This is a genomic window from Pseudomonas sp. L7 (assembly GCF_046605565.1).
GTDB lineage: Bacteria > Pseudomonadota > Gammaproteobacteria > Pseudomonadales > Pseudomonadaceae > Aquipseudomonas > Aquipseudomonas wayambapalatensis.
This window is the reverse complement of record NZ_CP176784.1, coordinates 2346410-2370200: the sequence shown is the minus strand read 5'-3', so window position 1 is coordinate 2370200 and position 23791 is coordinate 2346410. Positions and strand designations below refer to the sequence as shown.

Here is a 23791-nt window from a genome sequence, read left to right as displayed (position 1 = left end):
GTTTGGTCCGCTGATTGAAAAGCAGTTGCCCACATCGCACAACTGACAGAAATACCAGGTGACAGCGCCCATCAAACCTGGCCAGAACGGCCAGCGTTCGCCTTGCGCCAGGCTCAGGTTTTACCCTCACCGAGCCACCGCACGCTCCTGAATCGCCTCTGGTTTCCTGGAAACCTTCAAACTTCATAATCAGGCCCCATCTATTTACCACCCCCCCCATCCATCGATGGCGCCTGCTGTTGCGTTCCACAACAGGAGCGACAGCCATGCCTTCAACTCTCCCCTCCACCCACCAGAACCTCATCACCCAGCGCTTGCCCACCTGGGCATCGAGACTTGCAGAAGAGCAATGGCAAACCTTGCGTGCCAGTGCACTGCCTCAGCAGGGCCTGCCAGGGCAGCACGCCGCCTGGTTCGAAAACGCCGTGCCCGACCTGCGCGAAGCCGTACTGGCCAGCCAGACACAGTTGGCCACGGCCCAGCAAAGCCTGGCCAGGGCGCTCAAGGGCCTGCAGCAGATCGACGCGTTCGCCGAGCCACTGCTCGCCGAGCGCCTGAAGGCCGAGCACGGGTTCGAGACCCCGCTGCGTACCTCGGAGCTGATCCAGGTCCATGATCTGTTCACCCATCAGGTCTACGTAAGCACCTACGAACGACGCAGCCTGCTCCAGGCAGCACTGCACAATTTTGCCGAAGATGTCAGTTTCAACATCAAGAGCGCGCTGGCCCTCGAGGGCGACAGCGAAATCACCGACATTACCGTGACCGGTAGCACGACCCTTGGCGACAGCGAAACCCAGGTGCCCTACTCCCTGGCCTCCAAAGCCTTCAAGATCAAACCGCTGCCGCTTACTCCCGAGGCCTTTGCCAGCACCTGCCGCGACCTCGACCTGGGCCAGCGCTACCAAGCGCACCTGGAAGCCAGGTTCAGCGCGCCCGATGTCCGCCCCGCCGCGATCAGGCTTTACCAAAGCAACCTGCAACTGGCAGCCGACCTGGCGCGACTGCAGCATCGGATCGGCGGCAACGCACGGGATTGCATCCAGCAGTTGCTCGACGACGGATCGGCCCTGCCTTGCCAGCAACTGCAAGTGTTCGGCGTGACGTTGCACGAGGCCCTGCTGGTCGATGCGGGTGAAGCCGGTCGACTGCTGTATCTCCCGGGGCAGGAAGCCGCCGTCCGCGCCTTCGGCAGTGAGCAGGCGTTGGTCGCGCAATTGCAGACCGATCTTTGCGACCCCACCTTTCGCAGACGGTGCCTGGCGCTCATCGCCAGCGAAGATCGGCTGCAGTTCCTCGATCGGGCACGGCAAAACCTCAGCAGCGATGCGCACGCAAGCTACGATCAAGCCTGGACACTGCCTGAGGGAGCCGATCTGCACCTGGAGCGGCACGACATCGAAGGGCCGCTGTTCGAGTTCCTGTACAGCGACCATCTCGCCTGGCTCAAGGCCGAGGCACTGCTGCTCGCCGTGCCCACGGCCCAGGCCGACGAGCGGGCGCGCAAGAAGCGCCTGCAGATGTGGGAGAGCCTTGGGTTGAATGCCCTGATGACCCTCGGCTTCTTCATACCGGCCATCGGCGTGCTGATGATCGCCGTGACCGCCTGCCAATTGTTGCATGAGGTCTACGAAGGCTACGAGGCCTGGGAGGTCGGTGATCGCGACGAGGCGTTCCAGCATCTGAAAGTGGTAGGCCTGAACCTGGCGGTAATCGCCGGGCTGCATGTCGGTGGCCAGGTGGTGCGCACGCTCACCCGCACACCGCTGCTCGAGAGCCTCGACCCGATCACCCGGGCCGATGGCAGCCAACGCCTCTGGCGCCCCGACCTGGCGCCCTACCGTATCCCGGCCTCCGACGCCACGCCGGACTCCTTGCAGATGGACGGCCACTGGTATCGACGACGCTTCGACGCACAGCTGCAGCGTTGGCGGCTGGTTCATCCTGACGACCCTGACGCCTACCAGCCCCTGCTGGAGCACAATGACGAAACGGCCTGGCGCGCCGAGCACGAACAACCCCGCGACTGGCCACTGGCGACGCTGGTGAGGCGGCTGGACAGCCGTCTTGAAACCTTCACCCCGGCACAGCTGGAGCTGGCTGCGCGCATCAGCGGTGTGGACGAAGCACAACTGCGCCAGGTACACCTGACCCATGCCAAGACCCCACCGCTGCTGGCCGACACCTTGGTACGCCTGCGCCTGCAACGGCAGATCGCGCAAACCTATCCGACAGCCAGCGGCGCCGAGCGTGACAGGCTGTTCGCCGAAGGCTACGAGGCCAGCGTGCCAGCCCATGCCGACGAAACACGGATGCAGCAGGACTACCCGGGACTGAGTGCGCCATTGTGCAGGCGCCTGCTCGGTTCGATGACCACGACCGAGCAGGCGGCCTGGAGCACCGGACAAGCCCTTCCCGCACGCCTGGCCAACCTTGCGCGGGGCCTCGAGGATGAGCTGCCGGTTGCCCGAGGCCTGGAAGGCCTGAACCTGCCCGAGCTGGCCAGCGCCCACAGCGAACGCCTTGCGCTCAAGGCCATGACGGCGCTGAAGGGCTGGCCACAGGATGTGCGCATCGAGCTGCGCGCGGAGGATCTCCAGGGGCGTACCCTGGCCGCGGCTGGCAGCCGCTACGCGACTCGCTTGCGGGTCATCATCAAGTCTGCGCAAGGTTACGCGCCCTATCTGGGCGAGCGTCCCGTTCTCGCCCCCGCCACTGCCGATCTGTGCCAGGCGGCGGCGAAGGTACTGTCGGCCAGTGAACGCGCAGCGATGGAGCTTGAGGCCGGAGCCAGCGACAGCCTGCGAGCGCGCCTGACAGCCCTGGTCGACACCGACCGCCAAGCCTGGGCCAGACAGTTGCGCCCATTCGGCGACTTCGCCTGGTTGCGCCAACAGGGCCTGCGTGGTGGAGCGCCAATGGATCCGAACCCTGCGCCAGGCGGCGAGCCTGAGCCGGCGGTCGTCCCCCCGCCACCTCCCGCACCGATCGACCGAGCGCTTTACCGCCAGGTGCAACAGGTCTACCCCACGATGAACAATGACGGCATCAATGCCTTCTTTGCCTCGAGTCGTGAGCAAGGAGCAAGCCCGGATCAGGCCGTGGCAGCCCTGAACGCACAGTATCAATCAGTAACGTCCAACTTCGCTGCCTGGGCCGCAGGCTCACCTGCACGGACCCGGGCCGTACCGCGACTGCTGAACAGCTGGCGCGGCATGAGTCGACAATCGCTGGGCGAAGACCGGCTGTTCTCGATGGAACTGGCCGACCTCGATCTCACCAACGACGACCTCGCCAGCCTAGAGCTGCCCCACCACTTCCCACATGTCGGGATCCTCGACCTGGCCCGCAACCCGCACATCGACACCCTGCCCGCTTCGTTGCTGGAACGCTTGCCCAACCTGCAGGGGCTGACCCTGGAAGCGTGCTCGCTGCAACACATTCCGCCACTGAGCAACCCGCAAACCCTACGCTTGCTGGACCTGGAGGAAAACAACCTGACCTGGAACGAGCAGGCACAGCAAAGGCTCAACGAGATGGTCAACCTCAGGACCCTGGACCTCACCAACAACCCGCTGCAGGCAAGCCCCAACCTGGAAGCCTTGCCCCACCTGGACTCACTGATGCTCGGGAATTGCGAACTGACCGAAATGCCCGCTGGGCTGGTGAACATGCGCAACCCGAACATCGTCAACCTGTCGGAAAACCGCTTCACCGAACTGCCACAGCCACAACCTCTGCCGCGTCCACTCGCTCAGGTGATGCGCCTGGAAAGCCAGCACATGGGCGACGGCATGATTGCGCAGATCAATGCCTACTATGTGCGTTTCGGCGTAGACCTGATGGTCGCCGACCATGAATACGAAGCCTTGCTGTCCATGGCCAGCGAAGAGGACACCGCCGTCTGGGAGCGCCTGCCCCTTCAGTACCGCAGGGACCTGAGGCCGCTGATCGAGGACGAGCAGTTCAATGCCGCCCCCGAGGCAAACCTCGCAGAAATCTGGCGGCGCCTTTACCTGATGGATCAAGACCCGGTCCTGGGCGAGCAAGCCGTTGCCGCAGGTGCCGAGCACCTGCTGGAACTGCCTTTCCCACCGGCGCCCGAAGCCGAGCTTGCCGAATCGCCGGAGCCGCCGTCACCGGAAGAGTAAACACCATGGCCACCCGTCGGCGCCTGCCGGGCGCCGGTGGGTCGTTGATGGCGAACCCTCGCGCTTGAACCAGACTGGAATATTTCCGACAGCAGGTGCATGCTCGGCTGAAGCGTTTCACCTGATCAGCTAAAAAGTGAGGTGCAGTACCCATGGACCGTCTGCTCGATTCGCTGTTTCCCACCCCAGAAGACATCCCCGAGGCCTGGCGCCTGGGCGAGCCGCTGGAGCAACGCGACTACCTGGTGGGCGGGCAGCTCAGGCGTTGGGACGGGCCGCTGGCCACCGTGCGCAGCCCGGTGTGGCTCAAGCAAGGCGATGAAGAACGCCAGGTCATCCTCGGCAGCGCACCGCTGCTCGATGCCGACACCGCCCTCACCGCCCTCGATGCCGCGGTGCAGGCCTACGACAAGGGTCGCGGCGCGTGGCCGAACATGCGTGTTGCCGAGCGTATCGAGCATGTCGAAGCCTTCCTGGCGCGCATGCGCGAACAGCGCACGGCGGTGGTCAAGCTGCTGATGTGGGAGATCGGCAAGAACCTCAAGGACTCGGAAAAGGAGTTCGACCGCACCTGCGACTACATCGTCGATACCATCAACGCCCTCAAGGACCTGGACCGCCGCTCCAGCCGCTTCGAGCTGGAACAGGGCACCCTCGGCCAGATCCGCCGCGCACCACTGGGGGTGGCGCTGTGCATGGGGCCATACAACTACCCGCTCAACGAAACCTTCACCACGCTGATCCCGGCGCTGATCATGGGCAACACGGTGGTGTTCAAGCCGGCCAAGTTCGGCGTACTGCTGATCCGCCCGCTGCTCGAAGCCTTCCGCGACAGCTTCCCGCCAGGGGTGATCAACGTCATCTATGGCCGTGGCCGCGATACGGTCAGCGCCCTGATGGCCAGCGGCAAGGTCGATGTGTTCGCCTTCATCGGCACGCACAAGGCCGCCAGCGACCTGAAAAAGCTCCACCCGCGCCCCCACCGCCTGCGTGCGGCGCTGGGCCTGGACGCCAAGAACCCAGGGATCGTGCTGCCAGAGGTGGACCTGGACAATGCCGTCGACGAAGCCTTGACCGGCGCCCTGTCGTTCAACGGCCAGCGTTGCACGGCATTGAAGATCCTGTTCGTGCACGAGGATGTGGTCGAGCCGTTCCTCGAGAAATTCCAGCGCAAGCTTGCTGCGCTCAAGCCTGGCATGCCCTGGGAACCCGGCGTTGCACTGACGCCGCTGCCGGAGCCGGGCAAGGTCGACTACCTCGACGGCCTGGTCGCCGATGCGCAGGCCCACGGCGCCAAGGTCATCAACCCGGGCGGCGGCCAGAGCCGGGGATCGTTCTTCTACCCCGCCCTACTGTACCCGGTGGCACCGTCGATGCGCGTCTATCACGAAGAGCAGTTCGGCCCGCTGGTGCCGGTGGTGCCCTACCGCGACCTGCAGACGGTGATCGACTATGTGCTCGACTCCGACTACGGCCAGCAGCTGAGCCTGTTCGGCAACGATCCGCAGACCGTCGGTGCGCTTGTCGATACCTTCGCCAACCAGGTCGGGCGCATCAACCTCAACGCCCAGTGCCAGCGCGGCCCGGACACCTACCCGTTCAACGGCCGCAAGAACAGCGCAGAAGGTACGTTATCGGTGCATGACGCGTTGCGGGTATTCTCGATCCGTACCCTGGTGGCCACCAAGTTCCAGGAGGCCAACAAGACGCTGATCAGCGAGATCATCCGCAATCGCCAGTCCAGCTTCCTGACCACCGACTACATCTTCTAGCCAGCAGGCGCTTAATCGGAAAACGGCATTTGCGCATTCGTCGAAACTGTACAAATATACAGTTTCGACGAATGACCACCTTCCAACGGAGGTATCCGCAATGCCAGCCAAACCCATCCCCGAAGGCCAGCACAGCATCACGCCCTACCTGGGTATCAAGGATGCCGCCAAGGCCATTGCCTTCTATAAACAAGCCTTCGGCGCCGTCGAGATGTTTCGCCTCGACGGTCCCGACGGCCGCGTCGGTCATGCCGAGCTGAAAATCGGCGACTCCTCGCTGATGCTCGCCGATCCCTGCGACATGGACGGTGGCCTCACCGCCAGCCAGTCGCTGCCAGGGGCAGCCATCGGCTTGCACCTGTATGTCGAGGACTGCGACAAGGTCTATGCCCAGGCCGTCGCTGCCGGCGCCACGCCACTGCGAGAGGTACAGGACCAGTTCTACGGCGATCGCAGCGGTACCTTGAAAGACCCGTTCGGCAACCTCTGGTTCGTGTCCACCCACAAGGAAGACCTGAGCCCCGAAGAGATCCGCGCCCGCGCGGCCAAGCTGTTCGGCGGCAACTGAACGGGCGACGAGTCGCAGGCCGTGTGCTTGGAGTTGAAAGCGCCGCGGCTTTGCTTGAAGCTTGAGGCTTGTAGCTCGGAGCTGCTATTGAATGCGAATCATCGAAAAGAACGGCGCGCAGGTGCGCACCCTCACACCGGCCGAAGAAGAACTACTGGCCGGTTTTGCCAGTGCCACGCTGGTTGGCCCGCGCTTGCTGCAAGCCAACCAGTGGCTGATGAAGGTACGCAGCGCCAACCAATGGCTGGCCTGCGACTGCCGCAAGGATGCCCTGCCGGTGCTCAATGTCAGCCTCAACGGCAACACCGGCACCTTGTTCCTGCGCAACAACCCCGACACCCCCGAGCATGCCCCCGGCTGCCCCTTCACCAAGGACGAGCGCGAAGCCATCGAGCGCAGCGAGGATGTGCCGCCGCCTGCAGCCTGGCTGCCACCCGACACGCCGCTGCGTCTGCTCGGCGACTTCCGTCGCGCCAGCGCAGGTAATGGAGCAGGCGGTGAAACCGCGGAGCGCCGCGAACAACAGCGGCTGCTGTCGCTGTTGCTGACCTGGATCGAGGCCAGCGGCCTGAACGTCTACGCCACGCACCTGAAAAAAGACCTCACCGCACAGTTCGCCGAACTGCGCGGTGTCGCTGGCCGCTATCCGCTGCTCGAGCGAGTTCCGGCCAGCAACTACCTGGAAACGCGCCTGGACATGAAGCACATGATGATGCTCAAGGCGCGCCTGCGTGAATCCACCGTATTCGGCAACCACCGTCGCCATGGCCTGTTGCTGGACTGCGTCGAGCAGATCAAGGGCCGCAAGCTGTTCAACGCCCGCAGCGAGGATGGCTTCGACTTCCAGGGCCATCACCTGCTCTGGGGCGGCAGCAAGACCGGCGGCCCGCTGTTGGCCCTGGCGCTGTACTCGCCCACCACTGCCGGTAGTCATTACTACGAACTGATCCATGTCGCCAGCGTACCGGTGCTGTCACGTGTGCACTTGTTCCCGGTATACCGCGACGAGGAACGCGAGCCGCTGAAAGCCTTGGTCTCGCTGATCGACTGGATAGCGAGCAAGGGGGTGAAAGTGCTGATGCGCCGCCCGGTGATCGGTGGCGAGGTGATGGACGAGCTGGTGCTGACCTCCGACCAGGACCGCGTGCTGTCGGTGTCACTGCTGGAAAAACCGCTCGGGCCGGAGCCCGATACGGATAATTTCAAGCGCTACGCAGACTTCAAGAGCCCGGAAACCTTTCGCAAGTATGTGGCGGGGTTCTTCATGCGTGAGCGTTAGGTTTTGTACAAGAAGTAGAGGCATCCTTCGTTGAGGGAGGCACCGCCACGCCTACAGAACTTTTCCTGCAGAGCCGAGGGTCTACAGGGCGATAAGGGACGAGCAAGGGCCGTGTATGAGCTTAACGCTTACAGAAACAGCCAATAACACCTATAAAAAACGCTCCCCTGCCGAACGCTTGAAACTACCCGAACCTTTCCAGCAACTGATAAAAATGCCAGTACCCTGGCTATTTTCATGGATCTATAGTGCCGTTTCGTCCAGCGCTTAGAGAAACGCCGCCATGAGAACTTTTCTTCCGTTTACCCTTGCCGTCATGATTGCTGCCTGCGCGAAAACTCCTGAGCTTTCCCCACCCATGCCCACACGCTCTTCCAGCCCGTCAATAACCCAAGAGACTTTGAAGGTGCTGGACACGAACGCGGAAAATGCACTGCAAAAAATTGATCGGTGGTTTCGAGATAGCCGAATCGATTGTGGGTCATCGCAACGCCCTGCCTTTCTTTGCAGTGGTGTATTGATACGCGTGACTCAGAGTTACCAGTCCTTCGATCCATGGGAGCCAAGTCCCCCCTCGATTTCCAGGCAAGGCGTTTCGGCATCCTGGCTTCGACAGGATTCCCCTATCTACAGCACGTTTAAGTTCCGCAACGGCTTCGTATTCTATCCGGTCATGGAACGACCTGCAGGGAAGGCGCAAATTCACGTGAAATGTACGTTCCCCCGTGATGCAGCGACCGATAACAGGATGCCAGCCTGCTCTGAGTACGCCGGTTATCCGGCAAGCAAACCCTGCAATGAGCAAGGCATCAACACTGCAGAAGATTGGAAGCGTCATTACGATCAGATGGGCAAGACCAACCGTATTTGTGGCTGGAATGTAAGCGCGGGTATTACTACCTCTGCCGATCGTTTCTACCAGAGTATTCGTGCACGTACATTGCTCGCCAGGGAAGGGCAATGGAATGAATGGAACGAGCTGATTCTGGAGCCGTGGCACAACATCAATTCAGCAACACTGCCCCTGCTGGCATTCTTTTACCAAGCGGGGGATATGGATGCGCTGAATAAAGCCAACCATGACCAACAGCGTTACTACCAAAAGTACGGCCAGTATTTACCTGTCGTCAGTCTTTCCTATTCGACAACCCGCGGGCTTGTGGCTCACTACAATCCTGATGAGCAAGGTCTTCGTCAACAAACTCAATAACCACAGATGGCAAAGCACTCCTGCCAGACCGCGCAACAGTGCTTTGCCAAAAGTCTCGCGTCAGAACGCCGCCTCGAAAATCGCCTCGATCTCGGCCTGGCTGGCACTACGCGGGTTGGTCAGCCCGCAGGCGTCCTTCAACGCATTGGCCGCCAATACCGGCACATCCTCACGCTTGGCCCCCAGCTCTGCCAGGCCCGCCGGGATCCCTACCGCCACGGCCAGATGCTCGATCGCCGAGATCGCCGCTCCCGCGCCCTGCTCTGCCGTCAGCCCGCACACCTTCACACCCATGGCCTTGGCCACATCGCGCAGGCGCGCGGCGCTGACCTGGGCATTGAAGCGCTGCACATGCGGCAACAACACCGCGTTGCAGACCCCATGCGGCAGGTCGTAGTAGCCACCGAGCTGATGCGCCATGGCATGCACATAACCCAGCGAGGCATTGTTGAAGGCCATGCCGGCGAGGAACTGGGCGTACGCCATGTTCTCCCGGGCTTGCAAGTCCTGGCCATTGGCGACCGCCTGGCGCAGGTTGTCGTTGATCAAGGTGATGGCCTTGAGTGCACAGGCGTCGGTGATCGGGTTGGCGGCCGTGGAGACATAGGCCTCGATGGCGTGGGTCAGCGCGTCCATGCCGGTGGCGGCGGTCAGGCCCTTTGGCATGCCGACCATCAGTGCCGGGTCGTTGACCGACAGGATCGGCGTGACATTACGGTCGACGATGGCCATTTTCACGTGGCGCGATTCGTCGGTGATGATGCAGAAACGGGTCATCTCGCTGGCCGTGCCGGCCGTGGTGTTGATGGCGATCAGCGGCAGTTGCGGCTTGGCCGAACGGTCCACGCCTTCATAGTCGCGAATATGCCCGCCGTTGGTGGCGCACAGGGCGATACCCTTGGCGCAGTCATGGGGCGAGCCACCACCGAGCGAGATCACGCAATCGCAGCGTTCGCGCTGCAACAGCGCCAGGCCCGCCTCGACGTTGGCAATGCTCGGGTTGGGCTTGGCACCGTCGAAGATCGTCGAGTCGATGTCGCGCTCGGCCAGCAACCCGGCGATGCGCTGGGCGACCCCGGCCCTGGACAGGCCTTCGTCAGTCACGATCAACGCCTTGCGCAAGCCGTAGCCGGCAATCGCCGCCATGGCTTCGTCCAGGCAATCGAGGCCCATGATGTTGACGGGTGGAATGAAGAAGGTGCTGCTCATGGCCGAGATCCTCTCAGGTTGTTGTCTGTCTACCTTCGAGGATCTGCCCGAACTGCCGCACGCATGTTGATCCAGGACAAGCCGCCGTGACTGAACGGTCGACATTGCAGGCAATCCGCGATGAGCGGCACTCGCTCAGCCCAGAAACAGCCGATACGCCGGATTGTCCGTCTCATCCCAGTAGCGATAGCCCATGGCCTGCAGCGTCTGTGGCATGAGGGCCTGTTCGTCGGCCGGCACCTCCAGCGCAGCGAACACCCGGGCCTCGGCAGCGCCATGGTTGCGGTAGTGGAACAGGCTGATGTTCCAGTTCTGGCCCAGACGCTCGAGAAAGCCCAGCAACGCGCCTGGGCGCTCAGGAAACTCGAAACGCAGCACCCGCTCGTCGGCGCCTGGCGCTGCATGGCCGCCGACGGTGTGGCGCACATGCAGCTTGGCCAGTTCGTTGTCGGTCAGGTCGAGTACCTCGTAGCCCTGTGCACGCAAGCTGTCCAGCAGGCCCTCGCGCGGGTCGTGCTGTGGATGGGTCTGCACGCCGACGAACAGCCGGGCTTCCTTGCCCCGGTGGTAGCGGTAGTTGAACTCGGTTACCTGGCGCTTGCCCAGGGCCTGGCAGAACGCGCGAAAACTCCCCGGCCGCTCGGGGATGGTGACCGCGATCACCGCCTCACGCTGCTCGCCGAGCTCGGCACGCTCGGCCACATGGCGCAGGCGGTCGAAATTGATGTTGGCCCCGGAGTCGATGGCGACCAGGGTCTGCCCACGAACGCCATCACGCGCCACGTACTTCTTGATCCCGGCCACGGCCAGCGCACCGGAAGGTTCGGTGATCGAGCGGGTATCGTCGTAGATATCCTTGATCGCTGCGCACAACTCATCGCTGCTGACGGTGATCACTTCATCGACGAAATGCCGGCACAACTCGAAGCAATGGGCACCGACCTGGGCCACCGCCACACCGTCGGCGAAGGTGCCGACCTGCGCCAGTACCACTCGCTCGCCAGCGGCCAGGGCGGCCTGCAGGCAGTTGGAATCCTCGGGCTCGACACCAATCACCTTGACCTGCGGACGCAGGTACTTCACGTAGGCCGCGATACCCGCGATCAGGCCACCGCCACCGACCGGGACGAAGATCGCATCCAGTGCGCCCGGGTGCTGGCGCAGGATCTCCATGGCCACGGTGCCCTGCCCGGCGATCACGTCCGGATCGTCGAATGGCGGGACGAAGGTCGCTCCCTGGCGGTCGGCCAGTTGCAGCGCATGGGCCAAGGCATGGGGGAAGCTTTCGCCATGCAGCACCACGTTGCCGCCGCGCGAGCGCACACCGGCGATCTTCAGTTCAGGGGTGGTGGTGGGCATGACGATGGTCGCCGTCATGCCCAGGTGCGAAGCAGCCAGCGCCACGCCCTGGGCATGGTTGCCGGCGGAAGCGGTGATCACGCCACGCTCGCGCTGGGTCTGGGACAGGCGCGACAGCCGGGTATAGGCACCGCGGATCTTGAACGAGAAGGTCGGCTGCAGGTCTTCGCGCTTGAGCAATACCTGGTTGCCGAGGCTGCTCGACAGCGCCGGGGCCGCCTGCAGCGGGGTTTCGATGGCCAGGTCGTACACGGGCGCTGCAAGAATGCGCCGCACCTGCTCCGACAGCAGTTGCTGGGGCGTGACGGGGGAACGGGGGCTGACGCTCAGATTGCTCATCGATGACTCCTGGGGGTTTGCAGATGCCCAGGAGTCGAGAAGAAAAAACCCGCCTCCAGGGCGGGTTTCGGTGCCAGTGCGCGCTAGCCCGCCAATCCGATAATGGCGGTAATAATAATCAGGCCGAAGGTGCGCACAGGCGAGTAGGTATTCATGGTGTAGGAACTTATCCCGCCAAACCGTAGGAAGTCAACATTCAGCAACGCGCCTGTTGCTGTGCCGACAGCGGCACGTCGAAGACCTTGTCAAAGCCCCACTGGAAGACGAAGGCATAGACGAAGAAGAACACGAACAGTGCCAGGTTGGTGAGCAACGCGCTCCACAGGCTGATATCCAGCCAGAACGCCACCAGCGGCAGCAGGATCAACACCAGGCCGCCCTCGAAACCCAGGGCGTGCAGCAGGCGTCGGAACCAGGTGCGGGTACGCTGCGCCTGGCGTGCTTCCCAGCGCTCGAACGCCCAGTTGTAGCCCATGTTCCAGCTCATGGCGATACCCGACATCAGGATCGAAAGTATCGTCGAATGGGCCATGCCGGCGTCGAACATCAGCGACAGCGCAGGCGCCACGCACGCCACGGCGATGACTTCGTAGAGGATGGCCTGGACGATCTTGCGGGCCTTGCCTTGCATGGGGCACTCCTTGGCGGAAACGGAAGGAGACGGTACGCCGGTTCAGGCACCGGTTCAAGCACAGGAATCGTGTGGAAAAATCGTTAGGCTGCTTTCTTTTACCCCTCGAGCCAGCCATGATTGCTGCACCGCCGCCCGCGAACACAGCCATGACCGCCCCAGCCCCTACGCCCGTCAGCTCCACCGCCCTGACCCTGCAGATCCTTTCGATCGTGTTCTACACCTTCATCGCCTTCCTGTGCATCGGCCTGCCCATCGCGGTGCTGCCCGGCCATGTACACGACCAGTTGGGCATGGGTGCGGTGATCGCCGGCCTGACCATCGGCTTGCAGTACCTCGCCACCTTGCTCAGCAGGCCCTTCGCCGGTCGCGTGGCCGACAGCCTGGGTGGCAAGCAGGCGATTCGCTATGGGCTGTATGGCATTGCCGGTTGCGGCGTGCTGACCCTGCTGTCGGCCTGGTCCCTCGCCCTGCCCTCGTTGAGCCTGGGATTACTGCTGGCCGGGCGTGTGCTGCTGGGGGTCGCCCAAGGCCTGATCGGTGTCGCCACGTTGAGCTGGGGTATCGGCCAGGTCGGTGCCGAGCACACCGCCCGGGTGATCTCATGGAACGGTATTGCATCCTATGGCGCCATCGCCATCGGTGCGCCCGCCGGGGTGGTGATGGTCGGCCAACTGAGCTTCACTGCCCTCGGCCCGGCCTTGCTGGTGATGGCGCTGCTGGCCCTGTGGGTGCTGCGCGGCCGCCCGGACGTGGTGGTGGTGCGCGGTGAACGCCTGCCTTTCTGGTCGGCCTTCGGCCGCGTTGCGCCCTGCGGCATGGGGCTGACACTGGCGTCGATCGGCTACGGCACCCTGACCACCTTCGTCACCCTCTACTACCTGGAGCAAGGCTGGGTCGGCGCGGCCTGGTGCCTGAGCGCCTTCGGCCTGTGCTTCATCGTCTCGCGGCTGCTGTTCGTCAACGCGGTCAACCGCTTCGGCGGCTACAACGTAGCGATCGCGTGCATGGCCACCGAAGTGCTGGGGCTGACCCTGCTCTGGCTGGCACCGGCACCGGGATGGGCGTTGGTTGGAGCGGGGCTCACCGGCTTTGGCCTGTCACTGGTGTACCCGGCGCTGGGCGTGGAGGCGATCAGGCAGGTCCCCAGCGCCAGTCGGGGCGCGGGGCTTGGGGCCTACGCGGTGTTCTTCGACCTGGCATTGGGCCTGGCCGGCCCGGTGATGGGCGCGGTAGCCGTGCACCTGGGTTATGCGTCGATCTTCTGCGTGGCGGCGCTGCTGGCGCTATCAGGGGTGGGCCTGATCCTGCTGCTGGCCCGCCGCGCCGACCGCCGCTGAGCGCTCGGCGGGCTCCGGGGCACCCAGGGCCTGGCTGAAGAACGCCGCCGTCTCGCTCTGCAGGCCCCGGTGCACCTGGCGCCGGTCGATGCCGTCGGCATCCTTGCACAGCACCGCCATGCGCTGGCGCTGTTCGTCGTCGCAGGGGGCCATGAACACGAAATGCCCAGCACCGGACAACAGCCGGTAGTCGGGCGTGACCGGCAACTTGCGCGCCAGGGCGCTGGCGTTGCGGTCGACAGCCAGCAGCTGGTCCTGGTCGCCGCTGTAGATCAGTGCGGGCACATGCACACCGGCCAGGGCATGGCGGCCAAACATCAGGCTCAACGGTGCCATCAGCATCACCGCGCCGACACGCGGGTCGGACTGCGGGGTCAACTCGCTGCGGTCGGCGATCAGCACGCCGTGGGTCTTGCAGGCATCGGCATCCATCGGCCGTTCCAGGCAATAGTTGCGCAGCCGTTCAAGGTCTGGCTGGGCGCCCGACAGGATCAACGCGGTCTCCCCGCCTGCCGAGTAGCCGATCACGCCCACCTTGCCCTGGTTGAGGTAAGGGCTGAGCACGTGATCTGCACGTGCAGCGGTGATCGCGGCGCTGACCTGCAAGGGCCGGCCATAGAGGTTGCTGAGCTTGCCCAGCCGACTGTGGTCACGAAGGTTGTCGCCCGGGTGGGTGACGGCCACTACCACGAAGCCCTGGCGGGCCAATGCGGTCGCCAGGTCGTGCAACGCCACCGGGGTGCCGGTATTGCCATGGGAGACCACCAGCAGCGGGAACTGGCCCATGGCGACCGGCGCCTCTTCGGCCACCCGCAGGGTGTAGCCTTCGATGCGCGTAGGCCGCGCCGGGCTGCTGCTGGGATAGAACACCAAGGCCTGCATGGGCTGTGCGTCCACCGGATCGGCAAGCGTGAGACGATGCAGGCCGGCCACCCAGGGTGAAGCCTCGGCACGGGCCAGCAGGCCGCCAAGCAGGAGCAACGTCAACAGGGCACGGGTTTTCATCGCGAGCGTCTCTCCCCACGAGGCGGACGAGTAGCATAAGCATAGAAGCTACGCGATGGACGGCAGATGAAACATCCATGAAAAAGCCGGCTGTCGCGCAAGGCGACAGCCGGCTTTTTCGGGGTTTGAATCAGGCTGCGGCGAACAGCTCGTTGGCAATCTGCGCCTGGGCAGCGTCGATGGCCTTGCTGCGGTGCTCCGGACCATACGCCAGGCCGTGGGCGCGGACGATTTCCAGGTCGGTGATGCCGATGAAGCCCAGGAACACCTTGAGGAAATCTTCATGACCGACACCGGTCGGCTGACCTTGGTGCAGGCCACCGGCAGTGGACACCAGCACCACCTTCTTGTCACCGCACAGGCCTTCCGGGCCAGCTTCAGTGTAGCGGAAGGTCTTGCCGGCGACGGCAACGCGATCGATCCAGGCCTTGAGCTGGGTCGGCACGGTGAAGTTGTACATCGGAGCACCGATGACCACCGCGTCGGCAGCGAGGAATTCGGCCAGGGTTTCGGCACTCAGCCGGGCTTCGTGGGCCAGGGCGGCGTCACGGGCTTCTTCGGCGGTGCCGGCGGCGACCAGGGTCGCGGCCGAGAAGTGGCTGATGGCATCGGCGGCCAGGTCACGGTAGATGACTTCGACGCTCGGATCGGCGGCCTTCCAGGCATCGACCACTTCGCGGCTAAGCTGGCGGGAGGCGGAATTGTCGCCCAGGATGCTCGAATCGATGTGCAACAGTTTCATGGGACTCTCCTGTGAATGAAGACCGCGGCTGTGGGCGATCACGATGGGGAGAATCCTACAGAGGCGACGAATAACTGATTAGTCGGCAAAAATGCATTAGTTTGTTCCACTGATGGAACAGTGAGATATCCGTATGCAAGACTTCAACGACCTCTTCTACTTCGCCCGAGTGGTCGAGGCCGGTGGCTTCGCTGCCGCCGGTCGTCAGTTGGGCATCCCCAAGTCGCGCCTGTCGCGGCGTATCGCAGAACTCGAGGAACGCTTGGGCACACGTCTGCTGCAGCGCACCACCCGGCAACTGAAGCTGACCGCCGTCGGCGAACGCTACCTGCACCACTGCCAGGCCATGCTGCTGGAGGCCGAGATGGCCGACGAAGCCGTCGCCAGCATGACCAGCGAGCCGCGTGGACGCCTGCGGGTGTCTGCCCCGGTGGCCCTGGCCCATGCCTTCCTGCCAGACATCATCAGCCGCTTTCTCGCCCAGTACCCGCTGGTGCAACTGGAGATGGTGCTGCTCAATCGCCGTGTCGACCTGATCTCCGAAGGTATCGATGTGGCGCTGCGGGTGCGCGACCTGGGCGACGAGGACCCGGCCCTGGCCACCCGCCGCCTGCGCCAGGCGCAGATGCACCTGGTGGCAGCCCCTGGATTCGCCGACGGGCTCGAGCACCCGTCGCAGCTGGTGGGGCTGCCCGTGCTGGGTGCTGCGGATGCCGATCGCCTGGTGCATTTTCGCCTCATCGGGCCCGGCGGCCAGGAGCAGGAGATCGCCCTGGAGCCACGCCTGACCATCGATGACTTCGTGGTGCGCAAGGCCTCGGCCTGCGCAGGGCTGGGCTTTACCGCCCTGCCAAGCAACTATTGCGAGGAAGAACTGGCGCGCGGCGAACTGGTGCACCTGCTGCCGGAGTGGTCGCTGCCTGGGGGTTATCTGCAAGCGGTGTATCCGCACCGGCGCGGCGTACTGCCTGCAGTGCGGGTTTGGATCGATCACCTGGCGGCCTCGTTCGAGGCCTGTGGAGAGCGCTATGTCTGAGCGACCCATGAGCCCCGAGCACGTGGCAGCGTTCTGCCTGAGCCTGCCCGGCGCGCGGGAGGATTACAAATGGGGCGGGATCCGGGTGTTCTCGGTGGCCGGCAACAAGATGTTCGCCGTGCTTGACCTGCCGGGAGCAGGGTTGATGTTCAAGGTCGCCGACGAGCTGTTTCTCGGTTATTGCGACCGTCCCGGCGTAAGGCCGGCGCCTTATCTGGCGAGGGCGCGCTGGATCAGCATGCTGCCTCCCTACCCCATGGGCCGGGAAGAGTTGACCGATCTGCTGCAGCGTTCGCACCAACTGGTGGTGCGACGCTTGCCCAAGCGCTTGCAGGTGGGCTTGTTGGCCGATTGAGGATTGCGCGGCGCTCGCTCAGCCCATCAATCCCAGCCAGCGCCCACCCAGCACCAGGCGATCCAGCCAGAACACCTGGTGCAACGCGACGATTGCCCAGAACACCATCTGGTAAGACAGCTTGCGGGTCTTGTGCCGGAACAATTGCTGTGCCAGCAAGGCCCCCGGCCAACCACCGAGCAACTCGCTGGCGTGGAGGATTTTCTCTGGCGTGCGCCAGGCCTGGGTGCGGGCCTGCCGCTTGTCCTGCCAGTACAACAACAGGCAGATCAGGCTGGCCGCCGGATACAGCGCCAGGGGCAGCCAGGACTGGCCGCTCCAGGCCATCTGCGCCACTCCCAGGCCCGGAAGCAGGCACAAGACCAGCAGCACCAGCAATTTCAGGCGCAGGTTGCGCACGCCCTCGCCTGCCTGGCCAGCGTCGCGCCGCCCGGCACTTTGCCCGCGTGCCATCAGCCGTGCGCCGTGGCCCAGTCAACCCAGCCGAACTGCCAGGTCGCCAGGATCAGCAGACCAAAGGCAATGCGGTACCAGGCAAAGACCGCGTAGCTGTGGTTGGCGATGAACTTGAGCAACGCACGCACGGCGATCATGGCGAAGATGAACGACACCACGAAGCCGATGGCGAACACCGGCAGGTCGGCCGGCTGGAACAGGTCGCGGTACTTGTAGCCCGAATACACCGCGGCGCCGACCATGGTCGGCATCGCCAGGAAGAACGAGAACTCGGTCGCGGCCTTGCGTGACAGGCCGAACAGCAAGCCGCCGATGATGGTCGAGCCCGAGCGCGAGGTCCCCGGGATCATCGCCAGGCACTGCACCAGGCCGACCTTCAGGGCGTGGGTCCAGCGCATATCGTCGACATGGTCGACCTCGATACGGTGATCGCGGCGCTCGGCCCAGAGCATGATGAAGCCGCCCACCACCAAGGCCACGGCCACGGTGATCGGATTGAACAGGTACTCATGGATCAGGTCGGCGAACAGTACGCCAAGCACGACCGCCGGCATGAAGGCGATCAGCAGGTTGGCGGTGAAACGCCGGGCCTTGGGCTGGCTCGACAGGCCGAACACCACTTCGAAGATCTTGCTGCGAAACTCCCACACCACCGCCAGGATCGCGCCCAGCTGAATGATGATGTTGAACGCCATTGCGCGCTCGCCACCAAAATCGATCAGGTCGGCCACGATGATCTGGTGGCCGGTGCTGGAAATCGGCAGGAACTCGGTCAAGCCCTCGACGATACCCAGGATGATTGCCTGGAAGGCACTCCAAAAATCCATCAACTCCCCCAATGGACACTGCTCCTGGCAGCACCCTAGTTCTTTTCGATTACAAGTATTCACCGCACGCGCAGCGACGCGTCTTTTACAGCGTTCGTTAGTCCCAACACCAGCGAAAAAGTGCGCCGCGGCTAAAGGTTTCATCTTACGCGGCCGAAATCCTATCAGAGGCCCTGCGCGAAGGCTTGCGCGGGATGCAACATGGATTGTCGAGCCCGGCACTTAGCCGTTGGTCGACTGGGTTGCAGGCATCCGGTCATGGTTGGATGCTGCTCATATAAAAAGAACAAGACATGGAGTGACCTTTTGATGAAGACCTTGAGATCGATGTCGATCAGCCGTCGTCTGTGGCTGATCCTGCTCGTGGCCGTCGCCATGCTGTTGGTCCTGGGGCTGCTGATGCTGCGCCAGATCCATGGTGACCTGTACCAGGCCAAGGCGCAGAAGACCCAGCATGTGGTCGAGACTGCCGTGGGCGTGCTCGCCTACTACCAGGGGCTGGAGGCCGCTGGCAGCCTCGACCGGCAAAGCGCCCAGCAGCAGGCGCTGCAGGTGGTGCGCAGTCTGCGCTACGACAAGGATGACTATTTCTGGATCAACGACCTGCAACCGAAGATGATCATGCACCCGGTCAACGCCAAGCTCGATGGCCAGGACCTGTCGGCGATCCGCGACCCTGACGGCTTTGCCGTGTTCAACGAGATGGTGACGCTGGCCAAGGCCCAGGGCGCGGGCCCGGTCAACTACCGCTGGCCCAAGCCCGGCGCCAGCGAGCCGGTGGCCAAGACCTCCTATATAGAGCTGTTCAAGCCCTGGGGCTGGATCATCGGCTCAGGGGTGTATGTCGACGACGTACAGGACGAATTCGCTCGCCAGGTCCGCGAGGCCTCGCTGGTCGGGCTGTTCATTGCCCTGGTGATGGGGCTAGTGGTGTGGCTGATCGCCCGCAGCATCGCCCGTCCACTGCACGAGGCGGTACAGGCCATGGGCAACATCGCCAGTGGCGAGAGCGACCTGACCCGTCGCCTGGACACCCAGGGACGCGACGAAATCACCCATTTGGGTGAGTACTTCAACCGTTTCAACGGCAAGCTGCAGGGCGTGGTCGGCCAATTGCAGGGCACAGCCCATGCGCTGGCCCAGTCCGCCGGGCACGTCGGCGACAACGCGGGCAGCGCCCAGCAGCACAGTGCCCAGCAATCACTGCAGATGGACCAGGTGGCCACGGCGGTCAACGAGGTCACCTACGCGGTGCAGGATGTGGCGAAGAACGCCGAGCAGGCGGCCGTGGAAATGCGCGCAGCGCAGCAGCAGGTCGGTCAGGGCCAGCAGGCTATCCACGGCAGCCTGCAGCAGATCGACCGGCTGTCGGCGACCATCGACCAGGCCCAGGGGGTGATCCGCGACCTGGCCGGGCACAGCACCAAGATTGGTGGCGTACTGGAAGTGATTCGCTCGATCGCCGAGCAGACCAACCTGCTGGCCCTCAACGCCGCCATCGAGGCTGCGCGTGCGGGCGAACAGGGCCGCGGCTTTGCCGTGGTCGCCGATGAGGTCCGCCTGCTGGCCCAGCGCACGGCGCAGTCCACTGCCGAGATCCAGACCATGATCGAGCACCTGCAGGGCCAGTCGGATGCGGCGGTCCGGGCCATCGACACCAGCAGCGAAGCCTCGCGCCAGACCGTCGAACAGGCCCGCGAAGCCGGCACCAGCCTTGCGGCCATCGAACAGGCGCTGCACACCCTGGCGGCGCTGAACACCTCGATCGCCAGCGCCACCCTGCAGCAGTCCCATGTGGTCGAGGAAATCAACCGCAATGTGCTCGACACCGCCGGCTTGTCCCAGCAGACCGCCGAGGCGGCGCGCCAATCCAGCGATGCCGGAGTTTCCCTGGCACGCCTGAGCGAGGAGCTCGAGCAGCTGCTGCGTCAATTCAGAGTCTGAGCAAAAGAAGGGGCGCTACGGCGCCCCGTTTCACAGCGATTCACCTTCCTCGACCCTCAAGCTACAATCGCGCCCTTTCCCTTCCGAAGGATCGCCGATGTCCGGCCTCGAACTCTTCGCCGCCGCGCTCGGCGTCATCGCCGTCTGGCTCACGGTCAGGCAGAACATCTGGTGCTGGCCGATCGGCCTGGTGATGGTGCTGCTCTACAGCTGGATCTTCTACGACGTGAAGCTGTATTCGGACATGCTCCTGCAAGTGGTCTATGCCGTGCTCAACCTCTATGGCTGGTGGCAATGGACGCGCCCGGACCGGGTCGAGGACGCGCGCCAGGTATCGCGCCTGGACACCGCCACGACGCTGCGCGGCCTGGGCCTGGGGCTGCTGGCCAGTGTCGCCCTGGGTGCGGCCATGGCCCACTGGACCGACGCCGCCCAACCCTGGCTGGATGCAGCGTTGACCGGGTTCAGTCTGGTCGCGCAGGTGTGGATGGCACAAAAACGCCTGCAATGCTGGGCGTTGTGGTTCGTGGTCGATGTGATCTTCGTCGGACTGTTCCTGTACAAAGGCTTGTACCTGACCGCCGCGTTGTACGCCCTGTTCACCCTGATCGCCGTGCGCGGTTGGCTGGAGTGGCGGCGCGATCCGGCGCTGGCCGGCGCATGAAGGTCCTGGTCCTGTGCGGCCCTGAATCCAGTGGCAAGAGCTGGCTCAGTGGCGAAATCCAGCACCGTTTCGGTGGCATCACCGTCGGCGAATACGTACGCCATTTCATCGACACCGAACAGCGCGATACCTGCTATGCCGATATCCCGGCCATCGCCCGCGGGCAATTGGCCTGGGAAGACCAGGCGCGGGCAGCCTCGCCTTCGCTGCTGATCCTCGATACCCACCTGCTGAGCAACATGTTGTGGAGTCGCGTGCTGTTCGGCGACTGCCCCGCGTGGCTGGAACAGGCGCTGCTGGCCAGGCACTACGACCTCCACCTGCTGCTCAGTCCCGAGGGCGTGGAATGGATCGGCGATGGCCAGCGCTGCCAGCCGCGGCTTGAGGAGCGCCAGGCGTTCTTCGATGACAGCCTGCACTGGCTACAACAGCATCGCCAGCCACTGCGGGTCATTGACGGGGACTGGCAGCAGCGCCGGGATGACGCGCTGGCGGCGGTGGCCGAGCTCCTGGGGTAAGCCCAGCCCGGCCCCTCAGCATGGCCGGACTGTTAACTCACTGATACACCCCATCGCCATCAAACCCCTATTGCTGGGGCCTTCCCCACACTTTCGGAGGAACTGTCACAGCGCTGATACACCCCCTGCGCACCCCGCCAGATCGCCCGTGCTTCGGCCCTTGACGGGCGACGACCCGGCACCTTGTATCAGCGCTGATACAGCAGAAAACCGGCACTGCCACCGTCCTCGCACAACCCACTGATAAATCAGCAAAAAGCAAAACCGGCACGGCTTTCGCTCTCTGTTCTGCAACGCTCAAGGGCCAGCGCACAGAAAGGGAGCACCGCCGTGGGGAACAAGCACAACACACTGCCTGCACTGCTCGTTCTGGCTTGCCTTGCCGCCACATCGATTGCGCCGCCGGTCCTCGCTGGCGGCAACGGGGTGATCGTCCTCAATCGCGATGTCCAGCCGCGTCAGGCTGATCGCCGAACCGGCACGCCAGACCCCTACCCGACCACCGCCAACACCAATGAGTCGGCACGCATCCAGGCCCAGACCAACAACGAACTGACCGATGGCGACTTCGCCAGCGTCGCCAGCGGCTCGACCGTCAGCCGCATCTTCCAGCCCGACAACTCCGGCAACCTGCGCGGCATGGGCACCGCCCAGTCGCAATTGCCCGGCATGCCCGGCGGCTCCGGTGCCGGGGCGTCCGGCGCCAACAGCATCTCCAACACGGTCAACCAGAACGTTCAGCGCGGCATGGCGCCGCTGCAGATCCTGACCCGGGGCCAATGAACATGCATACCCTCAAACTCTCCCTGCTGTGCCTGGCCCTGGGCTGCACCGCAAGCGCCTTCGCCGGCTCGCCTGTGGTGGACAACGCCACCCTCGATGCCAGTGGCCGCGCCTACCAGGGCAACCTCAACATCAACCAGGCCGCAGGTGACGCGCTGCAACAGGCCAACGTGAAAGCCATCGCCATCGGCACCGAAGGCCAGGCCAGCACGCAGATCCGCCAACGCAGCGACTTTCGCGCCAACAGCGCGCTCGACGCCCACGCCAGCATCAATGGCAATGCCTTCAGCAACGGCAACGGCATGCTGGGCATCAACCAATCGGCGGGCGCCGCCACGCAACAGGCCAACGCGGTGCGCATCAGCATCAGCGCAATACCACAGAGCATCGACGACAGCATTCTCAGCCAGCAGAACGTCTCGCTGGCCAACAGCTCCGACGCAACTGATCACACACCCGGCAGTCGCCAGGTCACTACCAGTGACCAGGCCTTCACCGGCAGCCGTGGCGTGATCCAGTTGAATCAGAGCGCCGGGGTAGGCAACCGAATGGCCAACACCCTGAGCGTCCGGGTCGCGGATTGACCCGACCAGCAACACAACACTTAACAACGAAAATATAAGCGGAGAAACACCATGAAACCGAAAATGGCACTCAAGCCTCTGGTATTCGCCCTCGCTGCGGTCATGGCAGTTGCTGCACAAGCCGGCGGCCGTGGAAACGACAACCACGGCGGCCACAACAATGGCCACAACAACAACGAAAGCCTGCTGCTGTCCCTGCTGGTGAACGCCGGCTCTGCCGCCACCGTTCTGGACACCCAGAACAACTCCGGCAACCGTGTGCTGAACCAAGGCACCCGTAACGATGCCCGAATGGACAACTCGGCCAACGGCTCCCAAGGCAACCTGGGTGCCAACGTTGCCGCAGGCAGCGGCAACCAGCAGGACAACGTTGCGGCAATCGCCACCGCCGATGAGAACTTCATCTTCGGCAGTGCCGTGGCCATGGCCCAGGCCACCCAGACCAACGCCGGCAACACCGTCAAGAACTACTCCACCTCCAACAACGCCAACCTCACCGGTTCGGCCAACGGCAGCTCCGGCAACATCGGTATCAACGTGACCGCCGGGGACTTCAACCAACAGAAAAACAACATGGCCATCGCCGTGTCCGGCGGCCGTGTCGCTGCCGCCACCGGTGCAGCCAACCAGAACGTCGGCGGCCTGAACGTCACCAACAAGGCCGACCGTACCTACAGCAAGGAAACCCTCACCTCCACCTTCGCTGCCTACGGCCACTACCAAGGCAATGGCTACGGCTACGTCGAAGACGAAAGCAGCCGCGATCGCTATGGCAACACCCATGTCGACAAGGACCCGCTGAAGTTCCACGAAGAAGGCACCTTCGGCCTGGCCGGTGTTGCCTCCTATCAGGTCCTGACTCCCACCGGCTGGCGCAACCCTGTGACCAACAACGCCAACCTGAGCAACTCGCTCAATGGCGTGTCGGGCAACGTCGGCGCCAACGTCTCGGCCGGCAGCGGCAACCAGCAGACCAACTCGCTGTCCATCGCCGCAGGTTGCAAAGCCTGCATGTAACA

The 23791-nt window shown here is 63.8% G+C and carries 21 protein-coding genes and 1 pseudogene; 15 read left to right on the top strand and 7 right to left on the bottom strand.

Annotation, left to right across the window (positions count from 1 at the left end; translation table 11 throughout):
- Positions 1-266: 266 nt before the first annotated feature.
- The 5 genes from ACK3BK_RS10720 (at position 267) to ACK3BK_RS10700 (ending at position 8980) form a co-directional block, all read left to right on the top strand.
- Positions 267-4151: a dermonecrotic toxin domain-containing protein gene (locus ACK3BK_RS10720; protein ID WP_411384268.1), complete on the top strand. Its 3885-nt coding sequence runs from the start codon at positions 267-269 to the stop codon at positions 4149-4151.
- 152 nt (positions 4152-4303) lie between these two features.
- Positions 4304-5923 carry an NADP-dependent glyceraldehyde-3-phosphate dehydrogenase gene (locus ACK3BK_RS10715; RefSeq protein ID WP_411384267.1) on the top strand — a complete coding sequence of 540 codons (1620 nt, stop codon included), beginning with the start codon at positions 4304-4306 and terminating at the stop codon, positions 5921-5923.
- 100 nt (positions 5924-6023) lie between these two features.
- Positions 6024-6491: a VOC family protein gene (locus ACK3BK_RS10710; protein ID WP_186665343.1), complete on the top strand. Its 468-nt coding sequence runs from the start codon at positions 6024-6026 to the stop codon at positions 6489-6491.
- 91 nt (positions 6492-6582) lie between these two features.
- Positions 6583-7770, top strand: coding sequence for a hypothetical protein (locus tag ACK3BK_RS10705; protein WP_411384266.1), 1188 nt, complete (start codon positions 6583-6585; stop codon positions 7768-7770).
- 283 nt (positions 7771-8053) lie between these two features.
- Positions 8054-8980, top strand: coding sequence for a hypothetical protein (locus ACK3BK_RS10700; protein ID WP_411384265.1), 927 nt, complete (start codon positions 8054-8056; stop codon positions 8978-8980).
- Positions 8981-9040: 60 nt separating this feature from the next.
- On the opposite strand, the gene yiaY is transcribed toward ACK3BK_RS10700, so the two are convergent.
- The 3 genes from yiaY to ACK3BK_RS10685 form a co-directional block, all read right to left on the bottom strand.
- A complete protein-coding gene (gene yiaY / locus ACK3BK_RS10695) occupies positions 9041-10189 on the bottom strand; it encodes an L-threonine dehydrogenase (RefSeq protein ID WP_186711831.1) in 1149 nt (382 codons plus the stop codon).
- A gap of 135 nt (positions 10190-10324) precedes the next feature.
- A complete protein-coding gene (gene ilvA / locus ACK3BK_RS10690; RefSeq protein ID WP_411384264.1) occupies positions 10325-11887 on the bottom strand; it encodes a threonine ammonia-lyase, biosynthetic in 1563 nt (520 codons plus the stop codon).
- A 196-nt stretch (positions 11888-12083) separates the two neighbouring features.
- Positions 12084-12518, bottom strand: coding sequence for a PACE efflux transporter (locus ACK3BK_RS10685; RefSeq protein ID WP_288376889.1), 435 nt, complete (start codon positions 12516-12518; stop codon positions 12084-12086).
- Positions 12519-12667: 149 nt separating this feature from the next.
- Here ACK3BK_RS10685 and ACK3BK_RS10680 point away from each other — a divergent pair, with 149 nt between their 5' ends.
- On the top strand, positions 12668-13858 hold the full coding sequence (locus ACK3BK_RS10680; protein WP_411384263.1) for an MFS transporter: 1191 nt from the start codon (positions 12668-12670) through the stop codon (positions 13856-13858).
- Here the strand turns inward: ACK3BK_RS10680 and ACK3BK_RS10675 are convergent.
- Positions 13808-14863, bottom strand: coding sequence for an alpha/beta hydrolase family protein (locus tag ACK3BK_RS10675; RefSeq protein WP_411384262.1), 1056 nt, complete (start codon positions 14861-14863; stop codon positions 13808-13810). The two genes, ACK3BK_RS10680 and ACK3BK_RS10675, sit on opposite strands and share 51 nt — an antisense overlap.
- 130 nt (positions 14864-14993) lie before the next feature.
- Positions 14994-15605 (bottom strand): FMN-dependent NADH-azoreductase, encoded by a 612-nt coding sequence (locus ACK3BK_RS10670; protein WP_186665352.1) that lies wholly within the window; start codon positions 15603-15605, stop codon positions 14994-14996.
- Between the two features lie 133 nt (positions 15606-15738).
- On the opposite strand from ACK3BK_RS10670, the gene ACK3BK_RS10665 reads away from it, so the two are divergent.
- Both ACK3BK_RS10665 and ACK3BK_RS10660 read left to right on the top strand, forming a co-directional pair.
- The gene (locus ACK3BK_RS10665) at positions 15739-16641 is read left to right on the top strand and encodes a LysR substrate-binding domain-containing protein (protein WP_411384261.1); all 903 of its coding nucleotides are present in this window, start codon (positions 15739-15741) and stop codon (positions 16639-16641) included.
- Positions 16634-16996 (top strand): MmcQ/YjbR family DNA-binding protein, encoded by a 363-nt coding sequence (locus ACK3BK_RS10660; RefSeq protein ID WP_411384260.1) that lies wholly within the window; start codon positions 16634-16636, stop codon positions 16994-16996. The genes ACK3BK_RS10665 and ACK3BK_RS10660 overlap by 8 nt, the downstream gene beginning before the upstream one ends.
- A gap of 18 nt (positions 16997-17014) precedes the next feature.
- Here the strand turns inward: ACK3BK_RS10660 and ACK3BK_RS10655 are convergent, their stop codons facing one another.
- Together ACK3BK_RS10655 and ACK3BK_RS10650 are read right to left on the bottom strand one after the other, a co-directional pair.
- A complete protein-coding gene (locus ACK3BK_RS10655) occupies positions 17015-17449 on the bottom strand; it encodes a DUF1294 domain-containing protein (protein ID WP_186665356.1) in 435 nt (144 codons plus the stop codon).
- Positions 17449-18279: an undecaprenyl-diphosphate phosphatase gene (locus ACK3BK_RS10650; RefSeq protein ID WP_186665357.1), complete on the bottom strand. Its 831-nt coding sequence runs from the start codon at positions 18277-18279 to the stop codon at positions 17449-17451. The genes ACK3BK_RS10655 and ACK3BK_RS10650 overlap by 1 nt, the downstream gene beginning before the upstream one ends.
- Before the next feature lie 201 nt (positions 18280-18480).
- Here ACK3BK_RS10650 and ACK3BK_RS10645 point away from each other — a divergent pair.
- From ACK3BK_RS10645 to ACK3BK_RS10615, 7 genes and pseudogenes are all read left to right on the top strand, one after another.
- A pseudogene (locus tag ACK3BK_RS10645) lies at positions 18481-19302 on the top strand (cache domain-containing protein); the annotation flags it as partial.
- A gap of 186 nt (positions 19303-19488) precedes the next feature.
- Positions 19489-20223, top strand: a complete 735-nt coding sequence (locus ACK3BK_RS10640; RefSeq protein ID WP_411384465.1) for a methyl-accepting chemotaxis protein — start codon at positions 19489-19491, stop codon at positions 20221-20223.
- A 97-nt stretch (positions 20224-20320) separates the two neighbouring features.
- Positions 20321-20887, top strand: coding sequence for a nicotinamide riboside transporter PnuC (gene pnuC, locus ACK3BK_RS10635; protein ID WP_186665359.1), 567 nt, complete (start codon positions 20321-20323; stop codon positions 20885-20887).
- Positions 20884-21405: an AAA family ATPase gene (locus tag ACK3BK_RS10630; protein ID WP_186665360.1), complete on the top strand. Its 522-nt coding sequence runs from the start codon at positions 20884-20886 to the stop codon at positions 21403-21405. Before pnuC ends, ACK3BK_RS10630 begins: the two co-directional genes overlap by 4 nt.
- A gap of 330 nt (positions 21406-21735) precedes the next feature.
- On the top strand, positions 21736-22188 hold the full coding sequence (locus tag ACK3BK_RS10625) for a hypothetical protein (RefSeq protein ID WP_411384259.1): 453 nt from the start codon (positions 21736-21738) through the stop codon (positions 22186-22188).
- A gap of 2 nt (positions 22189-22190) precedes the next feature.
- Complete coding sequence (locus ACK3BK_RS10620) at positions 22191-22772, top strand: adhesin (protein ID WP_186710431.1); 582 nt, start codon at positions 22191-22193, stop codon at positions 22770-22772.
- Positions 22773-22823: 51 nt separating this feature from the next.
- Positions 22824-23789, top strand: coding sequence for a heme utilization protein (locus ACK3BK_RS10615; protein WP_186665364.1), 966 nt, complete (start codon positions 22824-22826; stop codon positions 23787-23789).
- Positions 23790-23791 lie beyond the last annotated feature (2 nt).

Bases quoted from the DNA above. Each gene is read 5' to 3' on its own strand.
- ACK3BK_RS10720 (WP_411384268.1), top strand. From the start codon at position 267: ATGCCTTCAACTCTCCCCTCCACCCACCAGAACCTCATCACCCAGCGC.
- ACK3BK_RS10715 (WP_411384267.1), top strand. From the start codon at position 4,304: ATGGACCGTCTGCTCGATTCGCTGTTTCCCACCCCAGAAGACATCCCC.
- ACK3BK_RS10710 (WP_186665343.1), top strand. From the start codon at position 6,024: ATGCCAGCCAAACCCATCCCCGAAGGCCAGCACAGCATCACGCCCTAC.
- ACK3BK_RS10705 (WP_411384266.1), top strand. From the start codon at position 6,583: ATGCGAATCATCGAAAAGAACGGCGCGCAGGTGCGCACCCTCACACCG.
- ACK3BK_RS10700 (WP_411384265.1), top strand. From the start codon at position 8,054: ATGAGAACTTTTCTTCCGTTTACCCTTGCCGTCATGATTGCTGCCTGC.
- yiaY (WP_186711831.1), bottom strand. From the start codon at position 10,189: ATGAGCAGCACCTTCTTCATTCCACCCGTCAACATCATGGGCCTCGAT.
- ilvA (WP_411384264.1), bottom strand. From the start codon at position 11,887: ATGAGCAATCTGAGCGTCAGCCCCCGTTCCCCCGTCACGCCCCAGCAA.
- ACK3BK_RS10685 (WP_288376889.1), bottom strand. From the start codon at position 12,518: ATGCAAGGCAAGGCCCGCAAGATCGTCCAGGCCATCCTCTACGAAGTC.
- ACK3BK_RS10680 (WP_411384263.1), top strand. From the start codon at position 12,668: ATGACCGCCCCAGCCCCTACGCCCGTCAGCTCCACCGCCCTGACCCTG.
- ACK3BK_RS10675 (WP_411384262.1), bottom strand. From the start codon at position 14,863: ATGAAAACCCGTGCCCTGTTGACGTTGCTCCTGCTTGGCGGCCTGCTG.
- ACK3BK_RS10670 (WP_186665352.1), bottom strand. From the start codon at position 15,605: ATGAAACTGTTGCACATCGATTCGAGCATCCTGGGCGACAATTCCGCC.
- ACK3BK_RS10665 (WP_411384261.1), top strand. From the start codon at position 15,739: ATGCAAGACTTCAACGACCTCTTCTACTTCGCCCGAGTGGTCGAGGCC.
- ACK3BK_RS10660 (WP_411384260.1), top strand. From the start codon at position 16,634: ATGTCTGAGCGACCCATGAGCCCCGAGCACGTGGCAGCGTTCTGCCTG.
- ACK3BK_RS10655 (WP_186665356.1), bottom strand. From the start codon at position 17,449: ATGGCACGCGGGCAAAGTGCCGGGCGGCGCGACGCTGGCCAGGCAGGC.
- ACK3BK_RS10650 (WP_186665357.1), bottom strand. From the start codon at position 18,279: ATGGATTTTTGGAGTGCCTTCCAGGCAATCATCCTGGGTATCGTCGAG.
- ACK3BK_RS10640 (WP_411384465.1), top strand. From the start codon at position 19,489: ATGGACCAGGTGGCCACGGCGGTCAACGAGGTCACCTACGCGGTGCAG.
- pnuC (WP_186665359.1), top strand. From the start codon at position 20,321: ATGTCCGGCCTCGAACTCTTCGCCGCCGCGCTCGGCGTCATCGCCGTC.
- ACK3BK_RS10630 (WP_186665360.1), top strand. From the start codon at position 20,884: ATGAAGGTCCTGGTCCTGTGCGGCCCTGAATCCAGTGGCAAGAGCTGG.
- ACK3BK_RS10620 (WP_186710431.1), top strand. From the start codon at position 22,191: ATGCATACCCTCAAACTCTCCCTGCTGTGCCTGGCCCTGGGCTGCACC.
- ACK3BK_RS10615 (WP_186665364.1), top strand. From the start codon at position 22,824: ATGAAACCGAAAATGGCACTCAAGCCTCTGGTATTCGCCCTCGCTGCG.